Source organism: Gracilibacillus salitolerans (assembly GCF_009650095.1).
GTDB lineage: Bacteria > Bacillota > Bacilli > Bacillales > Amphibacillaceae > Gracilibacillus > Gracilibacillus salitolerans.
Window position 1 is genome coordinate 3530806 of record NZ_CP045915.1, and the last position, 23724, is coordinate 3554529.

Sequence of the window (23724 nt, forward strand, 5' to 3'; positions counted from 1 at the left end):
TTTCTTTTTAACAAAAAAGCAGATCTCAGTATTAAGATCTGCTTTTGCTTTAGTTTACCATTCTCTGTGCTTCTCGTAGTTGGAAAGTACGAACAGTTCGTGGCAAGAAGCGACGAATTTCATCTTCGTTATATCCAACTTGTAGTCTTTTCTCATCTAGAATGATTGGTCTTCTTAACAATCCAGGATTATCTTGAATCAATTGGAATAAATCTTTCAATGGAAGCTGATCCAAGTTTACATTTAATTTCTGGAATACTTTTGAACGAGTTGAAATGATCTCATCTGTTCCGTCTTCCGTCATTCTTAATATTTCTTTAATCTCATCAAGCGTTAATGGTTCTGAGAATATGTTGCGTTCTGTAAACGGAATATCGTGTTCCTCTAACCATGCTTTCGCTTTACGACATGATGTACAACTTGGCGAGGTATAAAGTGTTACCATGTAACTTCACTCCTCAAAATGATTAATTTATAATTTTTAGATGCTTTTCACTTACACCTTTTATTACTTTAAAATGAGTTTAATCTATCATCTATGTACTAAGTATACTATATCTTGTGGCGGAATGATAGGGGGTTATGTGTTTTTATTCACTTTTTACATATCTTCACCTTTATTAAAAGTATTCCCTTCCATTTCATCCCTAAACACATTTTTAAAACTTTATTTATTTTTATTCTCCTGTTGTTTATCTAATGCTTCAAAGATATCATCCGCTTCCCGGTCATCATTATATGTCAACACTTCATCAACAGGCTGATATGATTTTCCGTAAATTTCTTCATCCTTATACGTATGAATATCTTCATACATCCGCTTCATTTGCTCATAAATCTCTTCTTCATTTTCTCCTGTTGGTGACCAATACAAGATTTCTAATGAATTTGTTTCATCTGTTGCCAAAGATTTTCTTGAATAACCGATGGATACGGCATGTTTAAAGCCTTCTCGCTGATAAAAGCGTAACCTCTTTGTTGAATCACTATCCTGGTAATCGTATGGTTCAACTTCTAATATAATCGGCTTATTTTTTTTCTTTAGCTTTTCCATAAGCTGATGGCCGATTCCCTGACCACGTGATTCCGTTGATACATAGACATAGTCAATAAAAAGAAAAGTAGGAAACTCAGCATACATTAATACATGGTGAGGACCTTCATCTTTATAATAAACATCTCCTTTTTCTTTTAATAGTAATTCCATATGCTGTTTTGATTTCATTTCCTCAACAGGGAAATATTGATTTAATTTCTCGAACCAGTTCATAACTAATCTCCCCTTTATTAAAGTCATTCCTGTTTGCATAGAATCACTTTCATTATTCCCTCATTTGCTATAATTAATCGCAAGAATTCAGATCTTAATAGAAAAGACCTCACATTGGTGAGGTTAATCTAATGGTGTATAATCGACCCCTTCAGTATATGTGTTTCCAGCATTCCATATTAAAAACTCATCGATGCCATTCTCATTTAAAGCCTTTATCTGTGCTTCCACTTCTTCCACCCCATACTGGAAAGTTGAACCACTATAGAGCCATGGTGCTTCGAAATCTTGAATCCATGGTCTAGATACAGGTGGATTATCTAGTGCACCTAATACCTCATTTTCAACTTTGGCATATTCATCCACTAATCGATATGGTTCTTTATCTGGAAAATCAATGCCGAAATATGGCGTCCAATGACTAGGATAAATCATGGATGAAATCACATCGACATTATCTGCAATTTTCGAAAAGTTTTGTCCAATCCCTGGTGTTTCTTCCAATGTTGCTGCATAACCGAATATATCAACTGATACATCAACATTATAAGATTTTAATTCTTCCCTCGCATATGCAACAAAATCTGTCACAGCTTCTACTCTTTTTTTAACGTCGTTCAGTTCGACATCTTTATAATCACCTAGATCATATTCTAATTCCTTATCACGTTTTTCAAAGCCTTCAGGGAAGCGAACATAATCAAATTGAATTTCTTTAAAACCAAGTTCTGCTGCCCTTTTGGCGATATCAAGGTTATATTCCCACACTTCATGTTGAAATGGACTTACAAAGGATTCATCTTTACCATTTGCCCAAACTTCACCATCTTTTGTAAAAGATAAATCTGGTCTTGCCTCTGCTAAGACAGAATCTTTAAATACAACAATACGCGCTATTGGATAAATTCCTTTCTCTTCAAGTGTTTTCAACACTTCTTTTGGATCACTCATATAATTTTTAGCAACACCTTCATAGGGTAGCTCTTCCTCGGGTTCATATGTAAGAAATCCATTATCCTCTTTAATATCAATTACCATCGAATTAAGGTCTGTTGAATCAAGAAGATCCAATAATGTTTCGAACCGGCTGCCACCAGCTGAATTACCGGTTACATAGATTCCACGTACAGCATCTGGATATTCAAATTGGAAATCAGATACAAACGAAAATCTTGCTAATGCTTCTGGTAATTCGTGAATAAATAGCTCTGTTTCCTTCTTCTTATGAGCTTGCGCTTGCAGTGTATCTCCTTCTTCTTCAGCGCTTACTGTTGTGGTGATTGCAACTAACATAAGCATTGCAATCATCGTGCTGACTGACCATTTTATGTACTTACGCATATTCCATCAAACTCCTACGACTAAAATTATGTATAGTTCTATTATATAGAATTTCTGTACTCTTTTGTTAATATTCGTAGAAAAATATTAAAAAAAATGGAATTTGGTTCTTTCCTCTCATTTTTGTATTTCTTCTATTAAAAGATGGTAATAATGTCTAACTTCCTCTATTTTATAGTAGTCAAAAATACTCATTCTCCATACATTTTTATAAAACAAAAAGCTCTTACCCTAGAAAGCATAAGAGCTTTTTGCTTATTTAACTTGATATGTTTTATATTCTTCTTCTGTACATAATACCCAATGTCCGGGTTTGACTTCTCTAAATTCAGCATTTTCTGTATCATGCTGTGCAGGATCATAAACAGTTCGCTTACGATTACGCTCAAAATCCGGATCCGGTAATGGAATTGCTGACAACAGCGACTTCGTGTAAGGATGCAATGGATTTTCGTATAATTCATCACTATCTGCAAGTTCTACTATCCTTCCAAAATACATTACCGCAATACGGTCACTAATATATTTCACCATCGAAAGGTCATGAGCAATGAAAAGGTATGTCAGTCCATGCTCTTTTTGTAGTTCTTTCATTAAATTAACTACCTGTGCCTGTATAGATACATCCAAAGCAGAAATCGGTTCATCGGCAATAATAAATTCAGGATCTACTGCTAATGCTCTTGCAATACCAATACGTTGACGTTGACCACCACTAAATTCGTGCGGATAACGAGTCGCATGCTCTTTATTTAAACCAACAGTGTCTAATAATTCCTCCACACGTTTCGTTTTTTCACTTTCATTATTAATCAACCCATGAATCTGGATACCTTCTAAAATAATCTCTTTTACTGTCATTCTTGGATTTAAGGATGCATACGGATCTTGGAAAATCATTTGCATCTGTCGATTGAATTGTTTTAAATCTTTTTTAGACTTGCGTCCGTGAACATCTATACCATTAAAATTCACTTCTCCACTCGTCGCATCATATAAACGTATGATCGTTCTTCCAGTTGTCGATTTCCCACAACCGGACTCTCCAACTAACCCAAATGTTTCGCCACGGTATATGTCAAAACTGATACCATCTACAGCTTTAACGACACTCTTTCTCCCTGTCTGGAAATGCTGTTTTAAATTTTTGACTTCTAATATTTTTTCTTTATTCATGATGGATTCTCCTCCTCAGCAGAGACATTACCTTTGGCAATACCTTTCATTCGCTTCTTTACCGCTTCAGGAGGTTCCACTTCAGGTGCATCGTCATGTAATAACCAAGTTGCAGCATAATGTGTATCAGAAACCTTAAATAATGGGGGTTCCTCTTCTAAGTCAATTTGTAAGGCATATTCATTCCGTGCAGCGAATGCGTCTCCTTTTGGCGGATTCATTAAATCAGGTGGAGTACCAGGTATTGCTATTAATTTTTCTTCATCACTATCTACTGTCGGCATGGAGCCAAGCAATCCCCATGTGTAGGGGTGTTTAGGATTGTAGAAAATGTCATCCACTGTGCCAATTTCAACAATTTTACCAGCGTACATAACTGCTACACGATCCGCTACGTTAGCTACTACTCCTAAATCATGTGTAATAAAAATGATGGAAGTATCCATTTTCTTCTGAATATCTTTCATTAATTCTAAAATTTGTGCTTGAATAGTTACATCCAGTGCTGTTGTCGGTTCATCCGCAATCAATACTTGCGGATTACAAGCAAGTGCTATCGCAATAACAACACGTTGTCTCATACCACCTGAAAATTGATGTGGATATTGATTGATTCGTTTGGAAGGATCAGGTATACCTACTAACTCTAGCAGTTCGATGGCACGTTTTCGAGCCGCTGCTTTCGATAATTTCTGATGTAGAATCAAACCTTCCATGATTTGTTTTCCAATTTTCATAGTTGGATTTAAGGATGTCATCGGATCCTGGAAAATCATCGACATATCCTTACCACGAATTTTTTGCATTTCTTTATTTGAAAGCTTCGTTAGATCTTTTCCATCGAAAAGAATTTCTCCTTCAGGAATGTGACCTGCCGGTTTCGCAACAAGCCCCATTAACGCTTTTGTTGTTACGGATTTACCGGAACCGGATTCCCCAACAATCGCTAGCGTTTCTCCTTTTTTCAGTGCGAAATTCACACCTCTTACCGCTTGAACTGTACCACCGTAGGTATCAAACGATACATGTAAATTACGAACATCTAAAATCGGATCCATCTTCGCACACCTCACTTTCTCATCTTCGGATCTAATGCATCTCGTAATCCGTCTGCTAATATATTAAAGCCAATCATTAATAAGGAAATAATCACAGCCGGGTAAAGTAGCATATAAGGATATACCCTATAGTCATCAAAGGCTGTATCAATCAACGTACCCAGAGAAGCAAATGGCGGTTGTAAACCAAGACCAATAAAACTTAAAAATGCTTCAAAGAAAATCGCGCTCGGAATCGTAAACATGGTATTAATAATAATCACACTGGTTACGTTTGGAATCAAATGTTTCATTAGGATTCGTTTATCATTTGCACCTAAAGTTCGTGCAGCTAAAATAAATTCTTGATTTTTCAGCTTCAACACTTGTCCTCGTACTATCCTAGCCATGCCGATCCAACCTGTAATGGTAAGGGCAATCGTAATAGCTATGATTCCTGGATTTAATAACATAATCATTAGAATTACTACGACTAGATTTGGAATACCGGATAACACTTCAATAATTCGTTGCATAATATTATCTGTGCGGCCACCATAATAACCGGAGACTCCGCCATATAAAACACCGATAACCATGTCAATCATAGCAGCAAGAAAGCCTATATATAAAGAAATCTGTGTACCTCTCCAAATTCTAGTCCATAAATCTCGCCCCATGCTATCTGTTCCGAACCAGAAATATTCTTCATCATAGCCTTTTGCAGCATACACATCTACTTCCATAGCTACTGTATAATAACCATTTTCGCTTTCTTCGGGAGTTAAAACAATATCCGTGTTCTGAATATATTGTTCTTCTATTTCATAGCCTTCTAAACCTCGATCAATTGCATCTTGCTCAGAAGTACCTTCCACCTCATATGTTTGCATGCCATCAAGCCCCATCCATTCTAGGCCTTTTACCTTAGGTGGCATATAAGCGGCATCATAATCAGCTCCATCAAATGAATAATCATTTAACCATGGACCCACGAATGCTAGTAAAATGATAAAAGCTAAAACGACTAATCCAGAGATAGCCCCTTTATTTTTACCCAGTCGTAACCAAGCATCTTTCCAATAAGAGAGTTGGGGACGTGATAATTCTTCACTAATATCATCTTTTAAATGGACTTGCTTAAACTTTTCTGGATCATATTGTTTATTCTGATTGTCCATTAGTCCTTCCCTCCCGTTATTCGAATTCTTGGATCAATTAGACCATATAATAAATCAACAATTAAGATGACAACAATAAACATCACTGAAAAAAGCATCGTTGTACCCATGATGACAGGGTAGTCATTTGTATTAATCGAGCGAACAAATTGCTCCCCAATTCCTGGTACCGCGAAAATCTGTTCAATTACTAACGTACCTGTCATTAAACTTACAGTCATTGGACCTAAAACTGTAATGACGGGAATCAATGCATTTCGTAATGCATGTTTAAACATAATCGTATTATTTGAAACACCTTTCGCTCGTGCCAATTCAATATAATCAGACCCTAATACTTCAAGCATTTCTGATCGCATAAAACGTGCACAGATTGCCATTGGGAAAATCATTAATGCAATAGTTGGTAATACCGTATAAATAGGCCCCTCCCAGAAAGATACAGGAAATAGCCTCCATTGCACAGCTAAATAATATTGCAGTAGACCCGCAAACACAAACGATGGAATGGAAATACCAATTACAGCTAACACGTTTGAAGTGTAATCCCACCAAGTATTATGTCTAATTGCTGCCGTCATACCTAAAATAATTCCCAATAAAGAACCTATGATCAGAGCTTGAGCACCTAAATGAGCAGATGGACCCAATCTGCTTAGTATAATGTCTGTTACACTCCTGTTATCATATTGAAAAGACACGCCTAAATCTCCCTGGACCATCCCAGCCATATACTTCGCATACTGAACAGGTACTGGTTCATCCAGGCCATACTTCTCCATCAATAATTGTTCTTGTGCTTCTGTCATTTTGCCACCTAGGTCATTGAATGGAGAACCTGGCAACAACTTCATAAGAAAAAAAGTAGCCGTTGCGATAATAAATAATGTAATGACCATATAAATAATACGTTGAAAAATATATTTAACCATATCTTCCACCTCCTATAATACATCTTTATATAAAAAAGCGAAAAGAGAGTATAGCGATTATCCCCATCGATAGCTATACTCCCTCTCGCCTTTACAGTTATAATGTTCTATTATTCAATATCAACATATTTGTAACTGTAGTTATTTCCATAAGGATTTAGTTGATCTAAACCTTTCACGTTTCCTTTATATAATACAGACGTTTTTCGTTGCATAATTGGAGAAATCACAGCGTCTTCTAATGCAATTTTTTCAGCTTCTTGCATCGCTTCAAATCTAGCGACAGGGTCATTAGCCAATTCACCTTTAACAGCTTTAACGATTTCGTCATATTCTTCGTTAGAGTAACCAACATCATTATTTTCTCCATCTGTTACCCAAAGATCGACAAATGAGATAGCATCTTTATAGTCAGGGCCCCAACCAGAAACTGCTAAATCATATTCCTTCTCACGCATAAGTTCTAATTGTCTAGACCATGGCACATTATTAGCTTCAATTGATAAACCTTCTAAATTCTTTTCAAGCTCTGTCTTCATAAATTCACTAATATTTTTAGCAACATCATCATCTTGACTTAGGAAGCTCAATGTTACCTCATCAAATCCTAACTCTTCTTTAGCTGCTTCCCAATATTCTTGTGCTGCTTCCACATCATAGCTTAATTCTTCATTACCAGTTTGGAAGTCCTCACCAGTTTCTGGGTGTTCTACAAAATTAGATGGAACAAAATAATCTACCGGTTCCGAGTCATTTCCATATACAACATCAACATATGCTTCATTATCGAAAGCTTTTGCTAATGCTTTTCTGAAATTCAAGTTTTCCATATATTCACTATTTTCAACTGATTCCTGGTTCATTTTTAACCAGAATACACTAGATTCTGTTAATGAATGATAGTCAGGACTAGTTTGGTTATCACTGACTTGTGAACCTGACAATGAAACACGGTCTAAATCCCCTACTTCATAGTTAGAAAGCTGTGTATCTGAGTCCTTAATAACTTTAACAGAAATACCATCTAATGCTACATTTTCTGCATCCCAATAGCTTTCATTTTTCTCAACTGTCCAGCCTTCTTCTGATTTCCATTCTGTCATTTTAAACGGGCCATTTGATAAAATGCTATCAGGTGATAGAGAAAAATCATCGCCTTGTTCTTCTAAAAACTCTTGATGAACAGGTAAGAAGTTAGCGTTTGTTACATAAGAATCAAAATATGCAACCGGTGTTTCAAGTTCTACAACAAATGTATTATCATCCGGAGCACTAACACCTAATTCTTCTGGGTCCATCTCTCCAGCAAAAATTGCTTCTGAATTTTTAATTTTTCCACTCATTAAGTAATTTCCATAGAAAGAACCATTATCTGGATTGGTTGCACGTTGCCAACCATATACAAAATCTTGCGCAGTTACCGGATCGCCATTCTCCCATTCCGCATCTTCACGTAAATGGAACGTATATGTTAACCCATCTTCACTTACTTCTGTTTCTTCCATTTTTGCAATACCGGAAACTATTTCCCCTCCCGGTGCTTGACGATACAATCCTTCATAAACAGTATCGATCCATTGAGTTGATACATTATCTTCCGTCATGATTGGATCCATCGTCGGAATATCCGATCTTTCCGCTATATTTAAAATCTTTTCTTCTTCTTCTGTGCTATCGCTTCCACTTGAGCATGCAACTAAAACTAATCCTAAAATCATCGCTAATACCAGCAAAGACCATTTGTTATGTCTCATTAATCATAATACCCCCTATAATTTTTATTTTGAAATGAAGACAAAACTCATAATTGGTATTATACATTTAATTTTCACACAATTCACTAAATTTTTTCGCCATATTTCAACAAAAAGCTTTGTTTTCAGCTGTTCAAAGAATTAAAATGATATTTTTGTCCTATTTCCTTTTCCTTATTCTGAATTTTGTTTATTTTCAGTGAATTCTAATAGTTCTGACAATTGATATTATAGTATGAATATTTCATAATAGCAATGAAAGGAGACAATTAAACATGATAAAATGGACCATTCATACAGCTCTACTCATTGTACATTGCTTAGTCTGTCTACTATTTATTATATTATTTACACCAAATGCTTCATTACTTGATTATATTAATATCACTTTTTATATGGGAGCAGTTTATTTAATGATAGGGCTTTTACTTTATGTCATATCAAAAAAATTCTTTGATATAACAGCTTTAAGCTTTCGAAAAGTGTTTGCAAAAGTTAACAAACAGAAAAAATGGCAAAGTAGCTTTGAAGAATATGAATTACCATCTGATAGAGTCAATACCAATTGGGTGAATTTCTTTTCTATTCAAGGGGGATCACTTCTTGTGATTATGCTTATATTATTAATATTATATTATTAGACACGATAAGTATGTTATATTCTAATTAATCATAGGCATAGTAAAAGCCTCGGAACATTTCCAAGGCTGGCTTTTATTATTGGTTTGAAAGTATTATGTCTTCTTCGAATTATTCAAAATAATGAACAAGTGGCTATTCTGGAATATACGGTAAATCTAGATTTTCAGGAACGTTAATAACATGGGTATCGGTGTAAGCAAGGATCCCTTCCTTGCCATATTCACGCCCCATTCCAGATTGTTTTACACCGCCAAATGGGAAACGTACATCAAGTCCTTGAACAGCAGCTGTATTAATCATGGTAGTTCCGGCTTGTATATGCTTCGAAACTTCTATGGCATGTTCTTCTTTCCCCCAAACAGAACTAGTCAAGCCAAAAATACTGTCATTGGCAAGCTTAATCGCGTGTTTATCATTCTCAAAAGGTAAAATAGGTACTGTAGGACCAAATTGTTCTTCTACAACGATTGGGTCTTTTTGATCGGCACCTAAAACGACGGTAGGCTGCATGAAATAACCTTGTTCAAATAAATTTTGATCAAGAATCTTACCCAGTTTCACTACCTTAGCTCCATTTCCTTCAGCGTCATCAATTAAACTCTGCACATACTTTACTTGCTTCTGATTATTAACAGGACCAACCGTAACGTTCTTATCAAAAGGATCTCCAACCCTAATCCACTTATTAGCCGCCTCTATATACTTTTCAACAAATTGCTCATAAATCGATTGATCGACATAGATTCTTTTGGCAATCATACATATTTGTCCTGCAGTAAGGAAATTAGAAATAACTAGACGTCTCATTGCCCGATCATCATTTACATCAAAATCACTTAGGACAATGGCTGCATCATTTCCACCTAATTCTAACGTCATATGTTTAATTGTGTCAGCTGCTGACTTCATGATGTGTTTCGCTGTTTCCGTCCCGCCCGTAAAGGCAATCTTTGCTACTTTAGGATTTGATGTTAATTCGACACCAACCTCTGCTTCCCCATGGACCATGTTTAATACTCCTGGCGGAAATTCATTCGCTATTAATTCTATAACTTTACTTACCGCAAGTGGTGCTAAAGGACTTGGTTTCAATACCATCGTGTTTCCTGCTAACAATGCTGGTGCCACCTTAATAGTGGAAAGTGAGATTGGATAATTCCAAGGGGTGATAGCGGATACAACACCAATGGCATCTTTTGCGAGAATGGTCTTCCCATTATCGTGATCCTGCACTTCATCTTTTAAAACTTCCTTGACATTGTCACATGCATATTCCATCCACATTAATGAAACGCCGATTTCGCCTTCTGAATCATAAAGTGCTTTTCCATGCTCACGTGATAACAATTCTGCAATCTCAGGTGTGTTATTTTTGATTTTCTGAATCGCACTTCTCATGCGTTCCACCCGCTCATCAATAGGTGTTTCTCTCCAAGTGGTAAAGGTTTCATGTGCTACGTCAATGGCCTTTATTGTATCTTCCATTGTATTAATGGGGGCATAGCCAACAATTTCATCCGGATGTGCTGGATTTTCACGTGGTTCTTGTTTCTCGGTCCTATATGTTTCGCCATTTATAATAGCATCTATTTTAATCGGGTTTGTGGACATAGAATTGTTCTTCCTTTCTTTTAAGAATCTTATTTGTATGATACCCCGTACATAATAAGATAATGCATCATTTGGCTAATCCAGTAATGTCTTTTAATCAACATCTCTATGAGAATGAAAGCAATCTTTCAACTTGACCTAACAAATGGTATTATTATAGGGAATATTCGTACAATTATGTATTCTAGTAGGAAATTAAGAGGAAAAGTGTTTAAGTTAATGTGAGAAATTATTCAAAATATGTGATAGAATCAATTACATATAAAGCGAGACTTTCCCTCAGTGGGGTTTTTCCCCACTGAGGGGAAGCGAAACTTATCAGGGGGTTAGCTCACCTGATCCCCACTTAGATTGTTTGATATACTTAAACCTTGAAGTGAGGGTTTTACGCGGAAGATTAGCACCGTGAAAAAGTTTTTAGGAAATAAAGAGTTTTTTTAATTTTAAAATATACATATAGATTTATTGAGGTGAAGAAAGATGACAACAATTTTTTCAGGTATTCAACCAAGCGGTAGCCTAACATTAGGAAATTATTTAGGTGCGATGAAGCATTTTGTCGCATTACAAGAAGATAATCAGTGTTATTTCTGTGTGGTAGACGAGCATGCGATTACGGTCCCACAAGATAGATTGAAATTACGAGAAAATATTAAATCCCTTGCAGCATTATACATAGCTTCAGGAATAGATCCGGAAAAATCTGTACTTTTTATTCAATCTGAAGTTCCCGCGCATACACAATTGGGTTGGATGTTACAAACCGTTAGTTACATAGGTGAATTAGAGCGCATGACTCAATTCAAAGATAAATCCAAAGGTAAAGAAGCCGTATCTGCTGGTTTATTAACTTATCCACCGTTAATGGCTGCTGATATTCTGCTATATAATACCAATATCGTACCTGTTGGAGATGATCAAAAACAACACTTGGAATTGACACGAGATTTAGCTCAGCGTTTTAATCACCGCTTCAATGATATCTTTACGATTCCGGAAATTAGCATTCCAAAAGTTGGCGCACGTATCATGTCATTGCAAGAACCAACGAAAAAAATGAGTAAATCAGATGATAACCAGAAAGCTTCTATTTTTATGCTAGATACAGAAAAACAGATTGAGAAGAAAATTAAAAGTGCAGTTACAGACTCAGATGGTATTGTCACTTATGATAAAGAAAGCAAGCCAGGTATCAGTAATTTATTAACCATTTATGCAAGTTGTACAGGTGAATCAATTGATGAATTGGTACAAAAATATAAAGGCAAAGGCTATGGCGAATTCAAACAAGATACTGCAAATGCTGTAATTGAGGCATTACGTCCGATTCAAGAGCGTTATTACGAATTAATTGAATCAGAGGAATTGGATGATTTACTTGATCAAGGAGCTGACAAAGCCAACTTTGTTGCAAATAAAATGTTACGTAAAGCGAAAAAAGCAATGGGTCTAGGACGAGTGAAGAAAAAGAAATAATAACATAAAAAACCTTGGAGGCAACGATAAACTCCAAGGTTTTTTAATACTTTTTAAGATCGTAATGATTTGGTTGAATAAGGTTCGTGTTCCCTTTCCCATATATCTTCATAAAAAGCTTGGCCTTTAATAATTTGTTTGCAAAAAATCTCATGTTTTGTACTCCAGCCAGTTACTACATCCTGGTAAAGTTTTTCCCATGCTTCACTAAATGTCATTTTTTTAATCGAGTGATATTGGTCTGGCGTCCATTCTGTTAACCAGTATCTTACTTCTTCCAGACAATTAGCGACTTCTAATTGATCCAAAGCAATCATTAGTAATTGTTTTAATTGACGTTCTCTTCTTGTTAGTCCGACCATATATTCTGGTTGTAATGATAAAATGTGAAATTCTTTATCTGTTTGGTCAGGTATTGGATATGTCTTGGCTGTTCGTCCCTCAATCAGATCCAGTACTAACCGCTCTTGACGTGGAATTAATCTGCTTTTTCGAATGGGAATATGATATCCCATCGTATCAAATGCTAGTATCGATGAACCGTTCGTGATGACACAAGCATAGTCAAGCTGTTGTCGTTCTTGATTTTTCCGAATATATGCACGTTGATAAATTTGATCTAGCATAGATTGAGGTATATCTTGCAGATCGTTTTCAATGTATTGAAAGGTTTTGTCATCGATGAAGAGTATCGGAGCTTGATCTAGAATTTCAATACCATCTGACTTTCTCCATTCATGGAAAGAACATACATTATAGCCGTTTTCTTCTCCTTCAAACCAATTGACCCATACATCATGTAAATACAACATATGACGAACCCTCACTTTGACTAATCTGTTTATCAAACAGTATGACCAATACAGGATAATTTATTCTTTTCTTGTTATTATTTAACAGAAAAAAGTGTCATCTTTTGAACAGATATTCCCATAAAAATAAGGCCAAGGAGAAAAAAATAACATTCGATTTTTGCTTGGACAATGGCAAAATAATCAAGGAAAGACAATCCAGCCGGGATAAAATTCAGATAAAGAATAATCGATACTCCACCCGAAACAGACAACCCAAACCCAATCAAAAAAAGCAACACATATATCAACACAACCCGCCCCTTAACACTTTATACTCATTATATGTACAAGCCCATAATCTATGACAAAAGGTCGGGGTTAGATAGAGATACAGGGTAATCTTTTATTTTTTATATTTTTGTACAAACTGCTAATTCTACTGGGATGTCCCATAGTACTTAACCAAGCATCAGAATGATCATGAAAAAACAAAGAAGAGTTACTGCGCAGTTTATAAATATTGTGCATAGTTTATATTTTTGACAATAGAAAAAGGGACAGTGCTTCTGTCCCCCTTGATTAATATTATTGATATTTTTTGAATGCGAGTGTGACGTTGTGACCACCGAAGCCTAGTGAGTTGCTAATAGCAATGTTGATGTCTTGTTCAATCGCTTTGTTTGGTACGTAGTTGAGATCACATACTTCGTCTGGTGTTTCATAATTAATCGTTGGTGGTAGAATACCGTCCTGAATTGCTTTAACACATGCAATAGACTCAATGGCACCAGCAGCTCCTAATAAATGTCCTGTCATTGATTTCGTTGAGGAAACATTCATCTTGTAAGCATGCTCTTTGAAAACTGTTTTAATCGCTTGTGTTTCAAAAGAATCGTTGTATTCCGTACTCGTACCATGTGCATTTACATAGTCTACTTCGTTAGGAGATATTTCAGCATTCTCGAGTGCTTGCTGCATGGCACGTGCTGCTCCTTCTCCTTCCGGTGCTGGTGAGGTAATATGATGAGCATCACCAGACGCCCCATAACCTACAATCTCAGCATAAATCGTAGCACCTCGTTGTTTTGCAGATTCTAATGATTCTAGAATGAGAATACCTGCACCTTCACCCATTACAAATCCATCTCGGTTTTTATCGAAAGGTCTGCTTGCAGTGTTTGGATCATCATTGAAAGACAATGCTTTTGCTGTTGAGAAACCTGCAAAAGCCATTGGTGTTAATGGTGCTTCTGCTCCTCCTGTAATCATGTAATCAGCATCTCCACGTTCAATTACTTTATAAGCGTCTCCGATTGAGTTTGCTCCTGACGCACAGGCAGTTACGGAACAGTTGTTAATCCCTTTTGCACCTAGTTGAATTGATACCTGACCAGCAGCCATATCAGGAATTAGCATGGGTACGAAAAACGGGCTTACACGGCGATATCCTTTATCCATAAATTTCCTAAATTGTTCATCATATGTCGCCATACCACCAATACCAGAGCCAATCCAAACCCCAACACGATTAGCAATTTCATCCGTGATTTCAAGGTTGGCGTCTTCTACCGCCATTTTGGCAGCGCCTACTGCGTATTGTGTAAATAAATCCATACGTTTAGCATCTTTTTTCTCCATATATTCTGTTGGATCCCAATCTTTTACTTCTCCAGATACTTTAGCAGGAAAATCGTCTATATTGACTTTTGTCACATAATCGATTCCCGAAGTACCAGATTTCAAATGATCCCAAAATTTAGTGACGGTATTTCCCAAAGGTGTCACGGCACCCATACCAGTAATCACTACTCGATTTTTACTCATATCGATTCCTCCCTTTTTTTCTATTTACCCCATTTTAATGCAACAGCGCCCCAAGTTAAGCCTCCACCGAAACCTACTAAGACAACTAAATCATTATCCTTTATTTTACCGTTTTTTACACCTTCTGATAAAGCAATAGGTATTGATGCTGCAGAAGTGTTACCATATTTATTAACGTTAACCGCCATACGATCTTCTGCAATACCTAATCGCTGTCTAGCAGCTTCCATAATACGAATATTTGCTTGATGAGGAATTAAATAATCGACATCTTCTTTAGCATAACCTGCTTTCTCCACCACATGTACAGATGATTCAGGCATTTGTCGTACAGCGAATTTGAATACTTCTCTTCCATTCATAAATATATAATCATCATTTTGTGCTAAGTGCTGACCACCACTGCCATCCGCACCTAGTTCAAAAGATAGTACCCCTTTATCTTCACTGACAGGTCCCATTACAGCTGCACCTGCACCATCACCAAAAAGTACACACGTATTACGGTCGGCCCAATCAGTAATTTTAGATAATTTTTCAGCACCTACTATTAAGATATGTTTATATGCTTCGGTTTCGATAAATTGCTTTGCTGTAATCATACCGTACATGAAGCCTGCACAAGCGGCACTTATATCCATTGCAGCAGCTTTCTTAGCGCCCAATCGATCTTGCAATTTACAAGATACTGTCGGAAAGGGTTGATCTGGTGTAACGGTTGCGACTAGAATTAAATCAAGATCTTCTCCCTTAATACCTGCTTCTTCTATAGCTTGTTCTGCTGCTTTATATGCCAAATCGGATGTATCTTCATTGTCATGAGCTATTCTTCGCTCTTCAATTCCTGTTCTTGTGCGAATCCATTCATCACTTGTTTCAACAATTTGTTCCATATCTTTATTTGTTAATACTTTTTCCGGTACGTAATGTCCTGTACCTAGAATACCTGCTTTCATGTTTATCCTTCCTCTCAAAGGAATTGTTATCAATTATTAAGACTTGGTACTAATTTTATAGCATAATCTCATTTTTTTCAAGTTTATTTATTTAAGTCTGTCCATTCTGATGAAAAATACTCTCTCCCCGTAGTGATTGAATGACTAGTTTGTGTATTTTTTTCTTCCTTATAAGAAAGGCTCTAAGCGCCTGCTTAGAAAGTTAACTTGGTGCTCAGAATTAGACAGCATGCTATAAATTTATACGTTTCCTTCCAGTTAGGAAAGAAACCCAAACATCCTAGTGGATATTCCCATAAGATAACTTAGGAGGGATAGATATGGAAGATCAAAACCCATTTGATGAATTAATGTTCGGTAAAAAACAAAAGTCAGAGCCTGATGAACCAGAAGAAAAGGAAGATAATGAAAACTCGTTCGATTTATTCCAAACGGTAGAATTATTAAATGACACTTACCGGAAATTATCTCCGCTCAAAGATATTTTTAAAAACATAAAAAAATAGCTGTCCTATCCATTCGACAGCTATTTTTCCTTTTGGTGAGGTAATAAACCAGTTTCCTTGTAGTCAGCAATTAGTTCATTTAATTGATCCGTAAAGTCTTCTGGTAAATGTTCACTATAAGGTCCCATTGTAATAACTTCTTCTGCAAAACCGAAATTATAAATTCCACCATCTAAATTACCTTTTTCCAATTGCTCTATTGCATAAACATATAATTTATCTATATGTTGAATCGTACTCGTTAATACAGACTGTCCACCAATAGATTGCTGATCATTTATATATCCAACCGAATATATACCTTCATTCATAGCAGACTCAATAATCGGAACACTATAGGCATCGCCAGCTGGATAAATAATATCCGTATCTTGATCAAGCATCTTTTGGTAATGCTCTATTGCCAGATCTTTTTCATCCCAATCATAGACATATTGTATATCTATGTTCACATCTTCATTTTGATAAAGTACACCCTCATAAAAACCTTCTACCTCTGGCTGCCATTCATAGGCTGCAATGATACCTACACGATTTGTTTTCGTCATTTCACCTGCAACCATACCAGCAAAAAACCCCATTGCTAAAGAATTAAAGTTTAAACTAATTAAATTATCCGCTGAATAGCCACCATTTACATATATAAATTGGATATCAGGATAGGACGCTTGTAATCGATTAAAAAATTCACCATAGGTACTGCTGTGACCAATAATAACCTGCACTCCTTGATTGGCAAATTCTTCAACGGCTATATTTACTTGCTGTTGTGTCTGGACGCCTTCACGGAAATAAACATCCATGTTAAATTCCTCTTGTATATCGAGTAAACCTTGATAGCCCTTATTGCCCCAGTTTTGATCATGAATGGTGTGTTCAATTAACATTCCTACACGCTCTATTTTTTCACCATTTGCATGGTAGTTACATCCGGATAATATGGGAATTATAAAAGCAATAATGAGCAAGATAAAATATTTTTTCAATATCCGCACTCCTTAAAGAATGGCATAGACGAACAGACTATCCTTAGGACTATTTTATCGCTTACTCGACATTCCGTAAACCAAGAAAACATTACAAATAGATTACAATTGCATTGAAACCCTCATAACATCAGCATTCACAAAACGAACACAATTTTTCTTTTACGCAAGATTTTTGTTTATTTTATATATAAAATTTGATAAACTATATATGGTGAAAGACGTAAGGGTATACATAATTCATAATAAATTGTATGAGATACATAATAGTCAGAGAGGTGAGACAATGAAATATTTTGCAACCATTTTTTGGGCAGTCATTATTTTAACCGTTGTATCATATGTATTAACAAGCATGGGTGGACAAGACTTTAACTTGGCTTCTGCTATTTCCATTGCAGCTATTTTTAGTATCGTTGCAATCGTTCTAGGTGATGGCGTCTTGAAGGAAGAAGAATAAAAATAATATCTAGAAGAGTTCGATCACTTTCGAGTTAACCGATAACCCTTGTCAACAACAGTGACAAGGGTTATCTTTATGGATGACAGATTTTAGGGGGATACATAAATGGAAGAACTACTATTATTGATCAAATATTTGTTTTTAGGGTTAGTACAAGGTTTTACAGAACCAATTCCAATTTCTTCGAGTGGTCACTTAGTATTATTACAGGAAATATTCGGTGTAGGTGTAGGTGGTTTATCATTTGAAGTATTAGTCAATTTTGGGTCCTTAATTGCGGTATTGATGATTTATTGGAAAGATATTATCCAGATCGCAAAAAATAGTATTAACTATATTACAACAAAAGATAAAGCATATCATGATGATTTTATGTTTATCATATACCTAGTTGTAGCTACTATCCCGGCAGCAGTAATCGGATTGCTATTAGATGATTATATTGAAGCAACCTTTGCTGGCCAGGCAAAAATGGTTGGGATTACTTTAGTTGTTACAGGTATTGCGCTTTGGATTATTCGAAACTTACGAGGAAACAAAAATGATGGTGCTTTGACCTTTAAGGATGCGATTATCGTCGGTTTTGCTCAATCTGTTGCTTTATTACCAGGAATTAGCCGTTCAGGGGCGACGATTGTAGCAGCCATGTTATTAGGAATGAAACAGGAAACCGCATTACGCTTTTCATTCTTAATGTTTATACCTGTCAGTGTGGGTACCATGATGCTGTCTATTGATGATGTAGTAAATGATCCAAATTTTAGTGCGCTTTGGATTCCATATCTAATCGCCTTTATCGCAGCTATCATTGCTACTTATTATTCCTTGCGCTGGTTTATGAATATTATGAGGAAAGGGAATTTGAAATATTTCGCTTTCTATTGCTTTATCGTAGGTATTATCGCCTTTATCCTTCTATAAAGTGAGACTTCCATCATTTGGAGGTGTCTTACGGACGGTTAGCTCCGTGATCAAAGTGACGAGGAGGGGACATTATGAAGCAGCAATCGATTGAAGAAATTTTACATTCGATCCCAATTTTCAAAGAATTAACTGTGTATGAAATCGACTCTTTAAAAACAATTGCCCATACCAAAAGATATCAAAAGTACTCACATGTTTTTATGCAAGATGACCGCCTTTCAAATGTCTACTTTATTTTAGATGGCAAAATAAAAATTTATAAAACAGACATCCATGGTCGTGAGCAAATCGTAAATATGTTAGGTACCGGTGACATGTTCCCTCATCAGGGATTCTTCCGCCATGATACTTATCCGGCACATGCAGAAGTAGTAGATCCTAGTTTACTGGTCTATATTCCGAAACAGCAATTTGAAGATTTCTTAATGCAATTCCCACAAATAAGTGTCAAATTGTTTCGAGTGCTTGGTGATATGATCGTTGACTTGCAACAACGGTTGGAAGAACAAATTTTGCATAATACACAGGAACAAATCATGATGCTGATTTTACGATTGGTAAAGAAACATGGTAAAGAAAACAAAACTGGTGACGTACTTTTAGCGAAGCAATTCTCTAACAAAGAATTAGCTAATATGATTGGTACGACCAGGGAAACTATCAGTCGGACGATCAGCCAATTAAGAAAAGAAGCCTTAATCGAACCAACCACAAATAATATGTGGAAAATTGATGTAGAGAAAATAGAAGACAAGCTATTTGAATATGAGTAGTTATAATAAAAAAGCGCCTTGCTAGAAGGGCGCTTTTTCTTATTAATCAGGAATACCGAGTGCGATTTTTGCATATCTCGACATACGGTCTTTGGACCATGGCGGATTCCAAACGATATTCACTTCTGTATCTTTTACTTCTGGTAAATCTTCCATTACACGTTTCACATCTTGTTCAATGTGACCAGCAAGAGGACACCCCATCGCAGTAAGTGTCATTGTAACAGTAGCAATACCTTCATCATCAAGGTCTACACCATAGACAAGACCTAAGTTAACGATATCTATACCAAGCTCTGGGTCAATCACATTTTCCAGTGCTCCCATTAAATTCTCTTCTAGTGCTTGATCCATCTCTATCCCTCCTTCAAACTCTTATCATTTATTATAAAACAAATTCGATACTTTTTAAATGATTTATATCATAATTGATATTCTAACCATTTTACAAATTCCAAAATTGCAAATCGACTCACTTTATGTCCGCGACCAATTTCTTTTAAGAATCGGATATTTTCAGGGTTTTTATAATGATCAATTGCTTCTTCATAAAAACTATACGCATGATCAAAGGGAACCACCATATCGTCTTCTCCGTGCCAGAAAAATAGTGATCTTCCGAATAATTTTTCCATTTGTAACGATAAATCCATTTCTTTTAGTTCATCTATCAGTAGGATAAGTTGATCATCAGGGATTGGAAGTTCTTTTTGTTGAGCTTTCATATAGCCTATTAATTGCTCGGCATAGGCGGTGATTTTTGGGGATCCCATTAACACACCTGCTGTCTTAATCCATGAAAATTGTGTTAAAGCAGCAGCAGTCGTGATTCCTCCCATACTTGTACCTGCTAATCCAAAACGATTACCTTCGAGTAATTGCTTAGCGATTAATTCTTGATAAATGCTTTCAACATCATCCAAATTTTGCTTAACGATATCGAAAAAGCGTATCTCTTTTTCTGCATGTGAAATATCAGTTTCTCTATCACCATGTAATATCGAATCCGGTAACAATACACGATAGCCCTTTTCTGCTAAAAGATAAGCTAATGGTAAGTTATGTTCTTTGGCGCTCGTAAAGCCGTGTATGTATGTCAACGTTGGTAATGCTTGATCTTTCTTTTCTTGGTCAACGACATGTAATAACGGAATGTCGTTCCAGTATTCTTTGCTTATCTCTATCATTGGTACATTCCTTTCTCGTATCGTTTCTTACTTTCATGATATAACTTCTTATTCAAACTTGCAAAATATAGAAATGAAAAATTACAAGAACTTTACACCTTAAAGAAAGATCTATAAACTATACTTACAATAGTGAGGTGAATGTATGCAAAAAAATAGACATTTAATCGCGTTAGACCTAGACGGAACATTGTTGACCGATCACAAGAAGATTAGCCCTTATACAAAATCAATTGTTCAACAAGCAATAGAAGAAGGACATATAGTCGTGATCGCCACAGGACGACCGCATCGCGCAAGCATTACGTATTATCAGGAACTTGGTTTACAGACTCCGATGGTTAACTTTAACGGTGCTCTTATCCATCACCCAACAGACCATAAATGGGACGCATTACACACACCATTACCAAATCGGACCGCAAAAAAAATCATTCAAACTTGTTACGATTTCGAAGTCGATAATATTTTTGCAGAAATTCGAGACAATATGTATTTAGATCGATTTGATCAAAAAATTATCGACATGTTTTCAGAGCCAAATCAGCAAGACTTAATTACAATTGGAAGCTTAAAAAATCACTTAGAAGAAGATCCTACATCGTTATTAATCCACCCTAAGGACGATCACATCGCAGAATTACGTCAATACTTAGATGATAAGCACGCATCGATAATTGAACACAGAAAATGGGGCGTGCCTTGGAATATAATTGAAATTGTACGAAAAGGGATTAACAAAGCTGTCGGTCTGAAAAAAATCGCACACTATTTCCACATTCCTATAGATAATATTATTGCTTTTGGTGATGAAGATAATGACCTAGAAATGATTGAATATGCGGGTGTTGGAGTGGCAATGGGGAATGCTATAAACGAATTAAAACAAATTGCTAATTATCAAACTAAAACCAATGAAGAAGACGGAATCGGCAATTTCCTTGTGGATTATTTGAAATTGGAAGCAAACGTTAAGGTTGGCAAAGATCTATCTGAATAGAAATGCGTGATTAATCCATAATAAGCATGAACATCAAATTGGTGTTCATGCTTTTTCCTTAAGATCTGTTTCAGTGGTGGTTTATCAAAGAACGAAGCTCCCAGTTGTTCTCTACTACCATTTAAAAAGGATCATGATGGTAATCCAACTGATAAGCCTAGTGATTCAATAGACAGGAGGATTTATTATGCAAAACCAATTATTTCAGCAAGCAAGAGATGCCGTCAATCGCTTAATGAATCGTGCGAACGGGAATTTCAACCAACAAGATAAGCAAGCAGCTCAAAACGCGATTCAGTCTGCCTATACAAATGCAACAGCAGAAGAACAACAAGAACTTCGCGAATTAGAGAACCAATTAAAGCAACAGAACGAACTAAAGTAAGCTCCTCTGTTTAAAGAAGGTATACGCCCCCGTATACCTTCTTTTCTTATCTTGATATAATTTACATTCGACTTTGCATGTTTGTTGCTTTCATAATCATCTACATTTTGATATGATTGTCGTAAAGTTCGTATAGGAGGAGAGACTATGAGTATTCATGTAGAAGCAACACCAAATCCAAATGCAATGAAATTCACTAGTGACAAAATGATTTTTGAAGGTAACAATAGTATTTCTGTTATGCCTGGTCAAACAAGTGAACATGATATTTTGAACGAACTAATGAAGCTAGAAGGTGTCGATAATGTATTTGGCTTCCAACACTTTATCACCGTTAACAAAAAAATGAATGTCGAATGGGACGAGCTTACCGGTAAAGTAGAAGAAGTAATAACAAAATATGGTTATTAAAAAGAATATCTAGGCAACACAGACTCCCTTTATTATTACGATTCATCATTTAATTTGGGAGTTGATGGCTCTTCTCTTTAAATTAATGGGAGATAAGGTAATTATAATCAACAAACCTCAGCTTATTTTAGCCTGGATTTGTTGATTATTTTGATTTTTCACAAAAATCTTTATAGAATTTTATACATTCTGTCTGTAAAAAAAGAGAAGGTCACTAACCTTCTCTTCTTCCTATGGCGTTACATCTAACTGTACTGGCATTTGTTCAGAGCGATCTTCCGTATACAGTAACATAACAACTGCCCCATTCTGTGGTAACAGTTCCTCTGCAATCGATACATTGATTTCAAACTCCTGCCATCCATCCCCCTCGACAGGGATTTCTGTTTGTTCGACTAAGTAATTGTGACCATCCTCTACCTCGTAATACGTTACTCCAACACTGGTATCGACTTCGCCTGTAACCGTGTATTCACCATTTGCTCCTTCCGCTTTAACAGAACGAAATGGACCATCCGTACTGTTGTCAGCTTCCATTTCTTCTAATGTGATTGAAATGGTTTGTTGCAACGGCTCACCATCAATTTCCTGTCCGTTTACCTCAGCTGGGATGAGAGTCATCTCCACTTCGTACTCACCTGGATCCAACGATTGCGACATTTCCCAAGATTCTGTCCAATTTTTCATTTCACCAGGTGCTAATGATTCTTCTACTATAGCTTGCGTAAACATTTGCCCTTCAGAATATTGATAAACTATTTTATCTGCTTGGTATAACTTAATTTCAAATTGCTGACCAGAGGTAAACATCAAGTCAACTGTATTCTCATTTTTATTGGTTAACTGAAATGTAAAGTCAATACCAGTACCTTGTTGTTCCGCAGCGACTTGTAATTCTAAATTTTCCATAATAGATGAAAGATCCTCCGTTTCAGATGATTCTTCTTCCGTAGAATCAACAGGAGTATTCACCGGTTCAGAATCTCCTGTATCTTCCTGATTAGTATCAGTCCCACAAGCCATCAACAAAATAATCAACATAATAGATATGAGAGAGACATATTTTTTCATATTTCTGCGACCCCCTTTAAAAGA

At 36.1% G+C, this 23724-nt stretch carries 25 protein-coding genes; 9 read left to right on the plus strand and 16 right to left on the minus strand.

The features are described 5' to 3' along the window. Positions 1-49 precede the first annotated feature (49 nt). From spxA to GI584_RS16930, 8 genes are all read right to left on the minus strand, one after another. Entirely contained in the window at positions 50-445 is a 396-nt protein-coding gene (gene spxA, locus GI584_RS16895; protein WP_018933337.1) for a transcriptional regulator SpxA, read from the minus strand. Positions 446-667: 222 nt separating this feature from the next. Further along, a complete protein-coding gene (locus GI584_RS16900) occupies positions 668-1270 on the minus strand; it encodes a GNAT family N-acetyltransferase (protein ID WP_100359623.1) in 603 nt (200 codons plus the stop codon). Between the two features lie 123 nt (positions 1271-1393). Further along, positions 1394-2611 (minus strand): putative glycoside hydrolase, encoded by a 1218-nt coding sequence (locus GI584_RS16905; protein WP_100359622.1) that lies wholly within the window; start codon positions 2609-2611, stop codon positions 1394-1396. 255 nt (positions 2612-2866) lie between these two features. Beyond that, positions 2867-3787, minus strand: coding sequence for an ABC transporter ATP-binding protein (locus GI584_RS16910; protein ID WP_100359621.1), 921 nt, complete (start codon positions 3785-3787; stop codon positions 2867-2869). Continuing rightward, complete coding sequence (locus GI584_RS16915) at positions 3784-4845, minus strand: ABC transporter ATP-binding protein (protein ID WP_153791949.1); 1062 nt, start codon at positions 4843-4845, stop codon at positions 3784-3786. The genes GI584_RS16910 and GI584_RS16915 overlap by 4 nt, the downstream gene beginning before the upstream one ends. A gap of 11 nt (positions 4846-4856) precedes the next feature. Then, entirely contained in the window at positions 4857-6005 is a 1149-nt protein-coding gene (gene opp3C / locus GI584_RS16920; protein ID WP_100359619.1) for an oligopeptide ABC transporter permease, read from the minus strand. After that, a complete protein-coding gene (gene opp3b, locus GI584_RS16925) occupies positions 6005-6937 on the minus strand; it encodes an oligopeptide ABC transporter permease (protein ID WP_100359618.1) in 933 nt (310 codons plus the stop codon). Before opp3b ends, opp3C begins: the two co-directional genes overlap by 1 nt. A 110-nt stretch (positions 6938-7047) precedes the next feature. After that, on the minus strand, positions 7048-8691 hold the full coding sequence (locus GI584_RS16930) for a peptide ABC transporter substrate-binding protein (protein WP_153791950.1): 1644 nt from the start codon (positions 8689-8691) through the stop codon (positions 7048-7050). A 275-nt stretch (positions 8692-8966) separates the two neighbouring features. Between GI584_RS16930 and GI584_RS16935 the strand changes: the two genes are divergently transcribed. After that, positions 8967-9332, plus strand: a complete 366-nt coding sequence (locus tag GI584_RS16935) for a DUF3899 domain-containing protein (protein ID WP_100359616.1) — start codon at positions 8967-8969, stop codon at positions 9330-9332. Positions 9333-9465: 133 nt separating this feature from the next. Here GI584_RS16935 and GI584_RS16940 read toward each other — a convergent pair whose 3' ends face one another. Then, the gene (locus GI584_RS16940; RefSeq protein ID WP_153791951.1) at positions 9466-10944 is read right to left on the minus strand and encodes an aldehyde dehydrogenase family protein; all 1479 of its coding nucleotides are present in this window, start codon (positions 10942-10944) and stop codon (positions 9466-9468) included. 480 nt (positions 10945-11424) lie between these two features. Between GI584_RS16940 and trpS the strand changes: the two genes are divergently transcribed. Continuing rightward, entirely contained in the window at positions 11425-12420 is a 996-nt protein-coding gene (gene trpS / locus GI584_RS16945) for a tryptophan--tRNA ligase (RefSeq protein WP_100359614.1), read from the plus strand. 53 nt (positions 12421-12473) lie between these two features. Here trpS and GI584_RS16950 read toward each other — a convergent pair whose 3' ends face one another. The 3 genes from GI584_RS16950 to GI584_RS16960 all read right to left on the minus strand — a co-directional run bounded on the left by GI584_RS16950 (position 12474) and on the right by GI584_RS16960 (position 15994). Then, positions 12474-13232 carry a DUF3603 family protein gene (locus GI584_RS16950; RefSeq protein ID WP_100359613.1) on the minus strand — a complete coding sequence of 253 codons (759 nt, stop codon included), beginning with the start codon at positions 13230-13232 and terminating at the stop codon, positions 12474-12476. 567 nt (positions 13233-13799) lie between these two features. Continuing rightward, positions 13800-15038 (minus strand): beta-ketoacyl-ACP synthase II, encoded by a 1239-nt coding sequence (gene fabF, locus GI584_RS16955; RefSeq protein WP_153791952.1) that lies wholly within the window; start codon positions 15036-15038, stop codon positions 13800-13802. Positions 15039-15058: 20 nt separating this feature from the next. Beyond that, on the minus strand, positions 15059-15994 hold the full coding sequence (locus GI584_RS16960) for a beta-ketoacyl-ACP synthase III (RefSeq protein WP_153791953.1): 936 nt from the start codon (positions 15992-15994) through the stop codon (positions 15059-15061). Between the two features lie 320 nt (positions 15995-16314). Here GI584_RS16960 and GI584_RS16965 point away from each other — a divergent pair, with 320 nt between their 5' ends. Continuing rightward, positions 16315-16500 (plus strand): hypothetical protein, encoded by a 186-nt coding sequence (locus GI584_RS16965; RefSeq protein WP_153791954.1) that lies wholly within the window; start codon positions 16315-16317, stop codon positions 16498-16500. A gap of 20 nt (positions 16501-16520) precedes the next feature. On the opposite strand, the gene GI584_RS16970 is transcribed toward GI584_RS16965, so the two are convergent. Next, positions 16521-17486 carry a BMP family ABC transporter substrate-binding protein gene (locus tag GI584_RS16970; protein ID WP_153791955.1) on the minus strand — a complete coding sequence of 322 codons (966 nt, stop codon included), beginning with the start codon at positions 17484-17486 and terminating at the stop codon, positions 16521-16523. Between the two features lie 286 nt (positions 17487-17772). Between GI584_RS16970 and GI584_RS16975 the strand changes: the two genes are divergently transcribed. The 3 genes from GI584_RS16975 to GI584_RS16985 all read left to right on the plus strand — a co-directional run bounded on the left by GI584_RS16975 (position 17773) and on the right by GI584_RS16985 (position 19646). Further along, entirely contained in the window at positions 17773-17946 is a 174-nt protein-coding gene (locus GI584_RS16975; RefSeq protein ID WP_100359608.1) for a DUF2929 family protein, read from the plus strand. 108 nt (positions 17947-18054) lie between these two features. Continuing rightward, positions 18055-18870 (plus strand): undecaprenyl-diphosphate phosphatase, encoded by an 816-nt coding sequence (locus GI584_RS16980; RefSeq protein ID WP_153791956.1) that lies wholly within the window; start codon positions 18055-18057, stop codon positions 18868-18870. Between the two features lie 74 nt (positions 18871-18944). Then, positions 18945-19646 carry a Crp/Fnr family transcriptional regulator gene (locus GI584_RS16985; protein WP_100359606.1) on the plus strand — a complete coding sequence of 234 codons (702 nt, stop codon included), beginning with the start codon at positions 18945-18947 and terminating at the stop codon, positions 19644-19646. A gap of 42 nt (positions 19647-19688) precedes the next feature. Here GI584_RS16985 and GI584_RS16990 read toward each other — a convergent pair whose 3' ends face one another. Both GI584_RS16990 and GI584_RS16995 read right to left on the minus strand, forming a co-directional pair. Further along, entirely contained in the window at positions 19689-20000 is a 312-nt protein-coding gene (locus GI584_RS16990) for a metal-sulfur cluster assembly factor (RefSeq protein ID WP_100359605.1), read from the minus strand. A 68-nt stretch (positions 20001-20068) separates the two neighbouring features. Then, positions 20069-20833, minus strand: coding sequence for an alpha/beta fold hydrolase (locus GI584_RS16995; RefSeq protein ID WP_100359604.1), 765 nt, complete (start codon positions 20831-20833; stop codon positions 20069-20071). A gap of 145 nt (positions 20834-20978) precedes the next feature. Here GI584_RS16995 and GI584_RS17000 point away from each other — a divergent pair, with 145 nt between their 5' ends. The 3 genes from GI584_RS17000 (at position 20979) to GI584_RS17010 (ending at position 22629) form a co-directional block, all read left to right on the plus strand. Further along, positions 20979-21833: a Cof-type HAD-IIB family hydrolase gene (locus GI584_RS17000; protein WP_100359603.1), complete on the plus strand. Its 855-nt coding sequence runs from the start codon at positions 20979-20981 to the stop codon at positions 21831-21833. 187 nt (positions 21834-22020) lie between these two features. Then, positions 22021-22218: a DUF3813 family protein gene (locus tag GI584_RS17005; RefSeq protein ID WP_100359602.1), complete on the plus strand. Its 198-nt coding sequence runs from the start codon at positions 22021-22023 to the stop codon at positions 22216-22218. A gap of 147 nt (positions 22219-22365) precedes the next feature. Next, complete coding sequence (locus tag GI584_RS17010; protein ID WP_153791957.1) at positions 22366-22629, plus strand: NifU N-terminal domain-containing protein; 264 nt, start codon at positions 22366-22368, stop codon at positions 22627-22629. A gap of 231 nt (positions 22630-22860) precedes the next feature. Here the strand turns inward: GI584_RS17010 and GI584_RS17015 are convergent, their stop codons facing one another. Then, positions 22861-23700, minus strand: coding sequence for a BsuPI-related putative proteinase inhibitor (locus tag GI584_RS17015; protein ID WP_153791958.1), 840 nt, complete (start codon positions 23698-23700; stop codon positions 22861-22863). Between the last annotated feature and the right edge of the window lie 24 nt (positions 23701-23724).

What these genes read in the sequence shown, in the direction of transcription:
- GI584_RS16975 (WP_100359608.1), top strand. Translation starts at nt 17,773, where the DNA reads ATGAAATATTTTGCAACCATTTTTTGGGCAGTCATTATTTTAACCGTT.
- GI584_RS16950 (WP_100359613.1), bottom strand. Translation starts at nt 13,232, where the DNA reads ATGTTGTATTTACATGATGTATGGGTCAATTGGTTTGAAGGAGAAGAA.
- GI584_RS16940 (WP_153791951.1), bottom strand. Translation starts at nt 10,944, where the DNA reads ATGTCCACAAACCCGATTAAAATAGATGCTATTATAAATGGCGAAACA.
- trpS (WP_100359614.1), top strand. Translation starts at nt 11,425, where the DNA reads ATGACAACAATTTTTTCAGGTATTCAACCAAGCGGTAGCCTAACATTA.
- GI584_RS16905 (WP_100359622.1), bottom strand. Translation starts at nt 2,611, where the DNA reads ATGCGTAAGTACATAAAATGGTCAGTCAGCACGATGATTGCAATGCTT.
- GI584_RS16930 (WP_153791950.1), bottom strand. Translation starts at nt 8,691, where the DNA reads ATGAGACATAACAAATGGTCTTTGCTGGTATTAGCGATGATTTTAGGA.
- GI584_RS16915 (WP_153791949.1), bottom strand. Translation starts at nt 4,845, where the DNA reads ATGGATCCGATTTTAGATGTTCGTAATTTACATGTATCGTTTGATACC.
- GI584_RS17000 (WP_100359603.1), top strand. Translation starts at nt 20,979, where the DNA reads ATGCAAAAAAATAGACATTTAATCGCGTTAGACCTAGACGGAACATTG.
- GI584_RS16980 (WP_153791956.1), top strand. Translation starts at nt 18,055, where the DNA reads ATGGAAGAACTACTATTATTGATCAAATATTTGTTTTTAGGGTTAGTA.
- GI584_RS16910 (WP_100359621.1), bottom strand. Translation starts at nt 3,787, where the DNA reads ATGAATAAAGAAAAAATATTAGAAGTCAAAAATTTAAAACAGCATTTC.
- GI584_RS16935 (WP_100359616.1), top strand. Translation starts at nt 8,967, where the DNA reads ATGATAAAATGGACCATTCATACAGCTCTACTCATTGTACATTGCTTA.
- GI584_RS17010 (WP_153791957.1), top strand. Translation starts at nt 22,366, where the DNA reads ATGAGTATTCATGTAGAAGCAACACCAAATCCAAATGCAATGAAATTC.
- GI584_RS17015 (WP_153791958.1), bottom strand. Translation starts at nt 23,700, where the DNA reads ATGAAAAAATATGTCTCTCTCATATCTATTATGTTGATTATTTTGTTG.
- spxA (WP_018933337.1), bottom strand. Translation starts at nt 445, where the DNA reads ATGGTAACACTTTATACCTCGCCAAGTTGTACATCATGTCGTAAAGCG.
- fabF (WP_153791952.1), bottom strand. Translation starts at nt 15,038, where the DNA reads ATGAGTAAAAATCGAGTAGTGATTACTGGTATGGGTGCCGTGACACCT.
- GI584_RS16985 (WP_100359606.1), top strand. Translation starts at nt 18,945, where the DNA reads ATGAAGCAGCAATCGATTGAAGAAATTTTACATTCGATCCCAATTTTC.
- GI584_RS16900 (WP_100359623.1), bottom strand. Translation starts at nt 1,270, where the DNA reads ATGAACTGGTTCGAGAAATTAAATCAATATTTCCCTGTTGAGGAAATG.
- GI584_RS16960 (WP_153791953.1), bottom strand. Translation starts at nt 15,994, where the DNA reads ATGAAAGCAGGTATTCTAGGTACAGGACATTACGTACCGGAAAAAGTA.
- GI584_RS17005 (WP_100359602.1), top strand. Translation starts at nt 22,021, where the DNA reads ATGCAAAACCAATTATTTCAGCAAGCAAGAGATGCCGTCAATCGCTTA.
- opp3b (WP_100359618.1), bottom strand. Translation starts at nt 6,937, where the DNA reads ATGGTTAAATATATTTTTCAACGTATTATTTATATGGTCATTACATTA.
- GI584_RS16995 (WP_100359604.1), bottom strand. Translation starts at nt 20,833, where the DNA reads ATGATAGAGATAAGCAAAGAATACTGGAACGACATTCCGTTATTACAT.
- GI584_RS16990 (WP_100359605.1), bottom strand. Translation starts at nt 20,000, where the DNA reads ATGGATCAAGCACTAGAAGAGAATTTAATGGGAGCACTGGAAAATGTG.
- GI584_RS16965 (WP_153791954.1), top strand. Translation starts at nt 16,315, where the DNA reads ATGGAAGATCAAAACCCATTTGATGAATTAATGTTCGGTAAAAAACAA.
- opp3C (WP_100359619.1), bottom strand. Translation starts at nt 6,005, where the DNA reads ATGGACAATCAGAATAAACAATATGATCCAGAAAAGTTTAAGCAAGTC.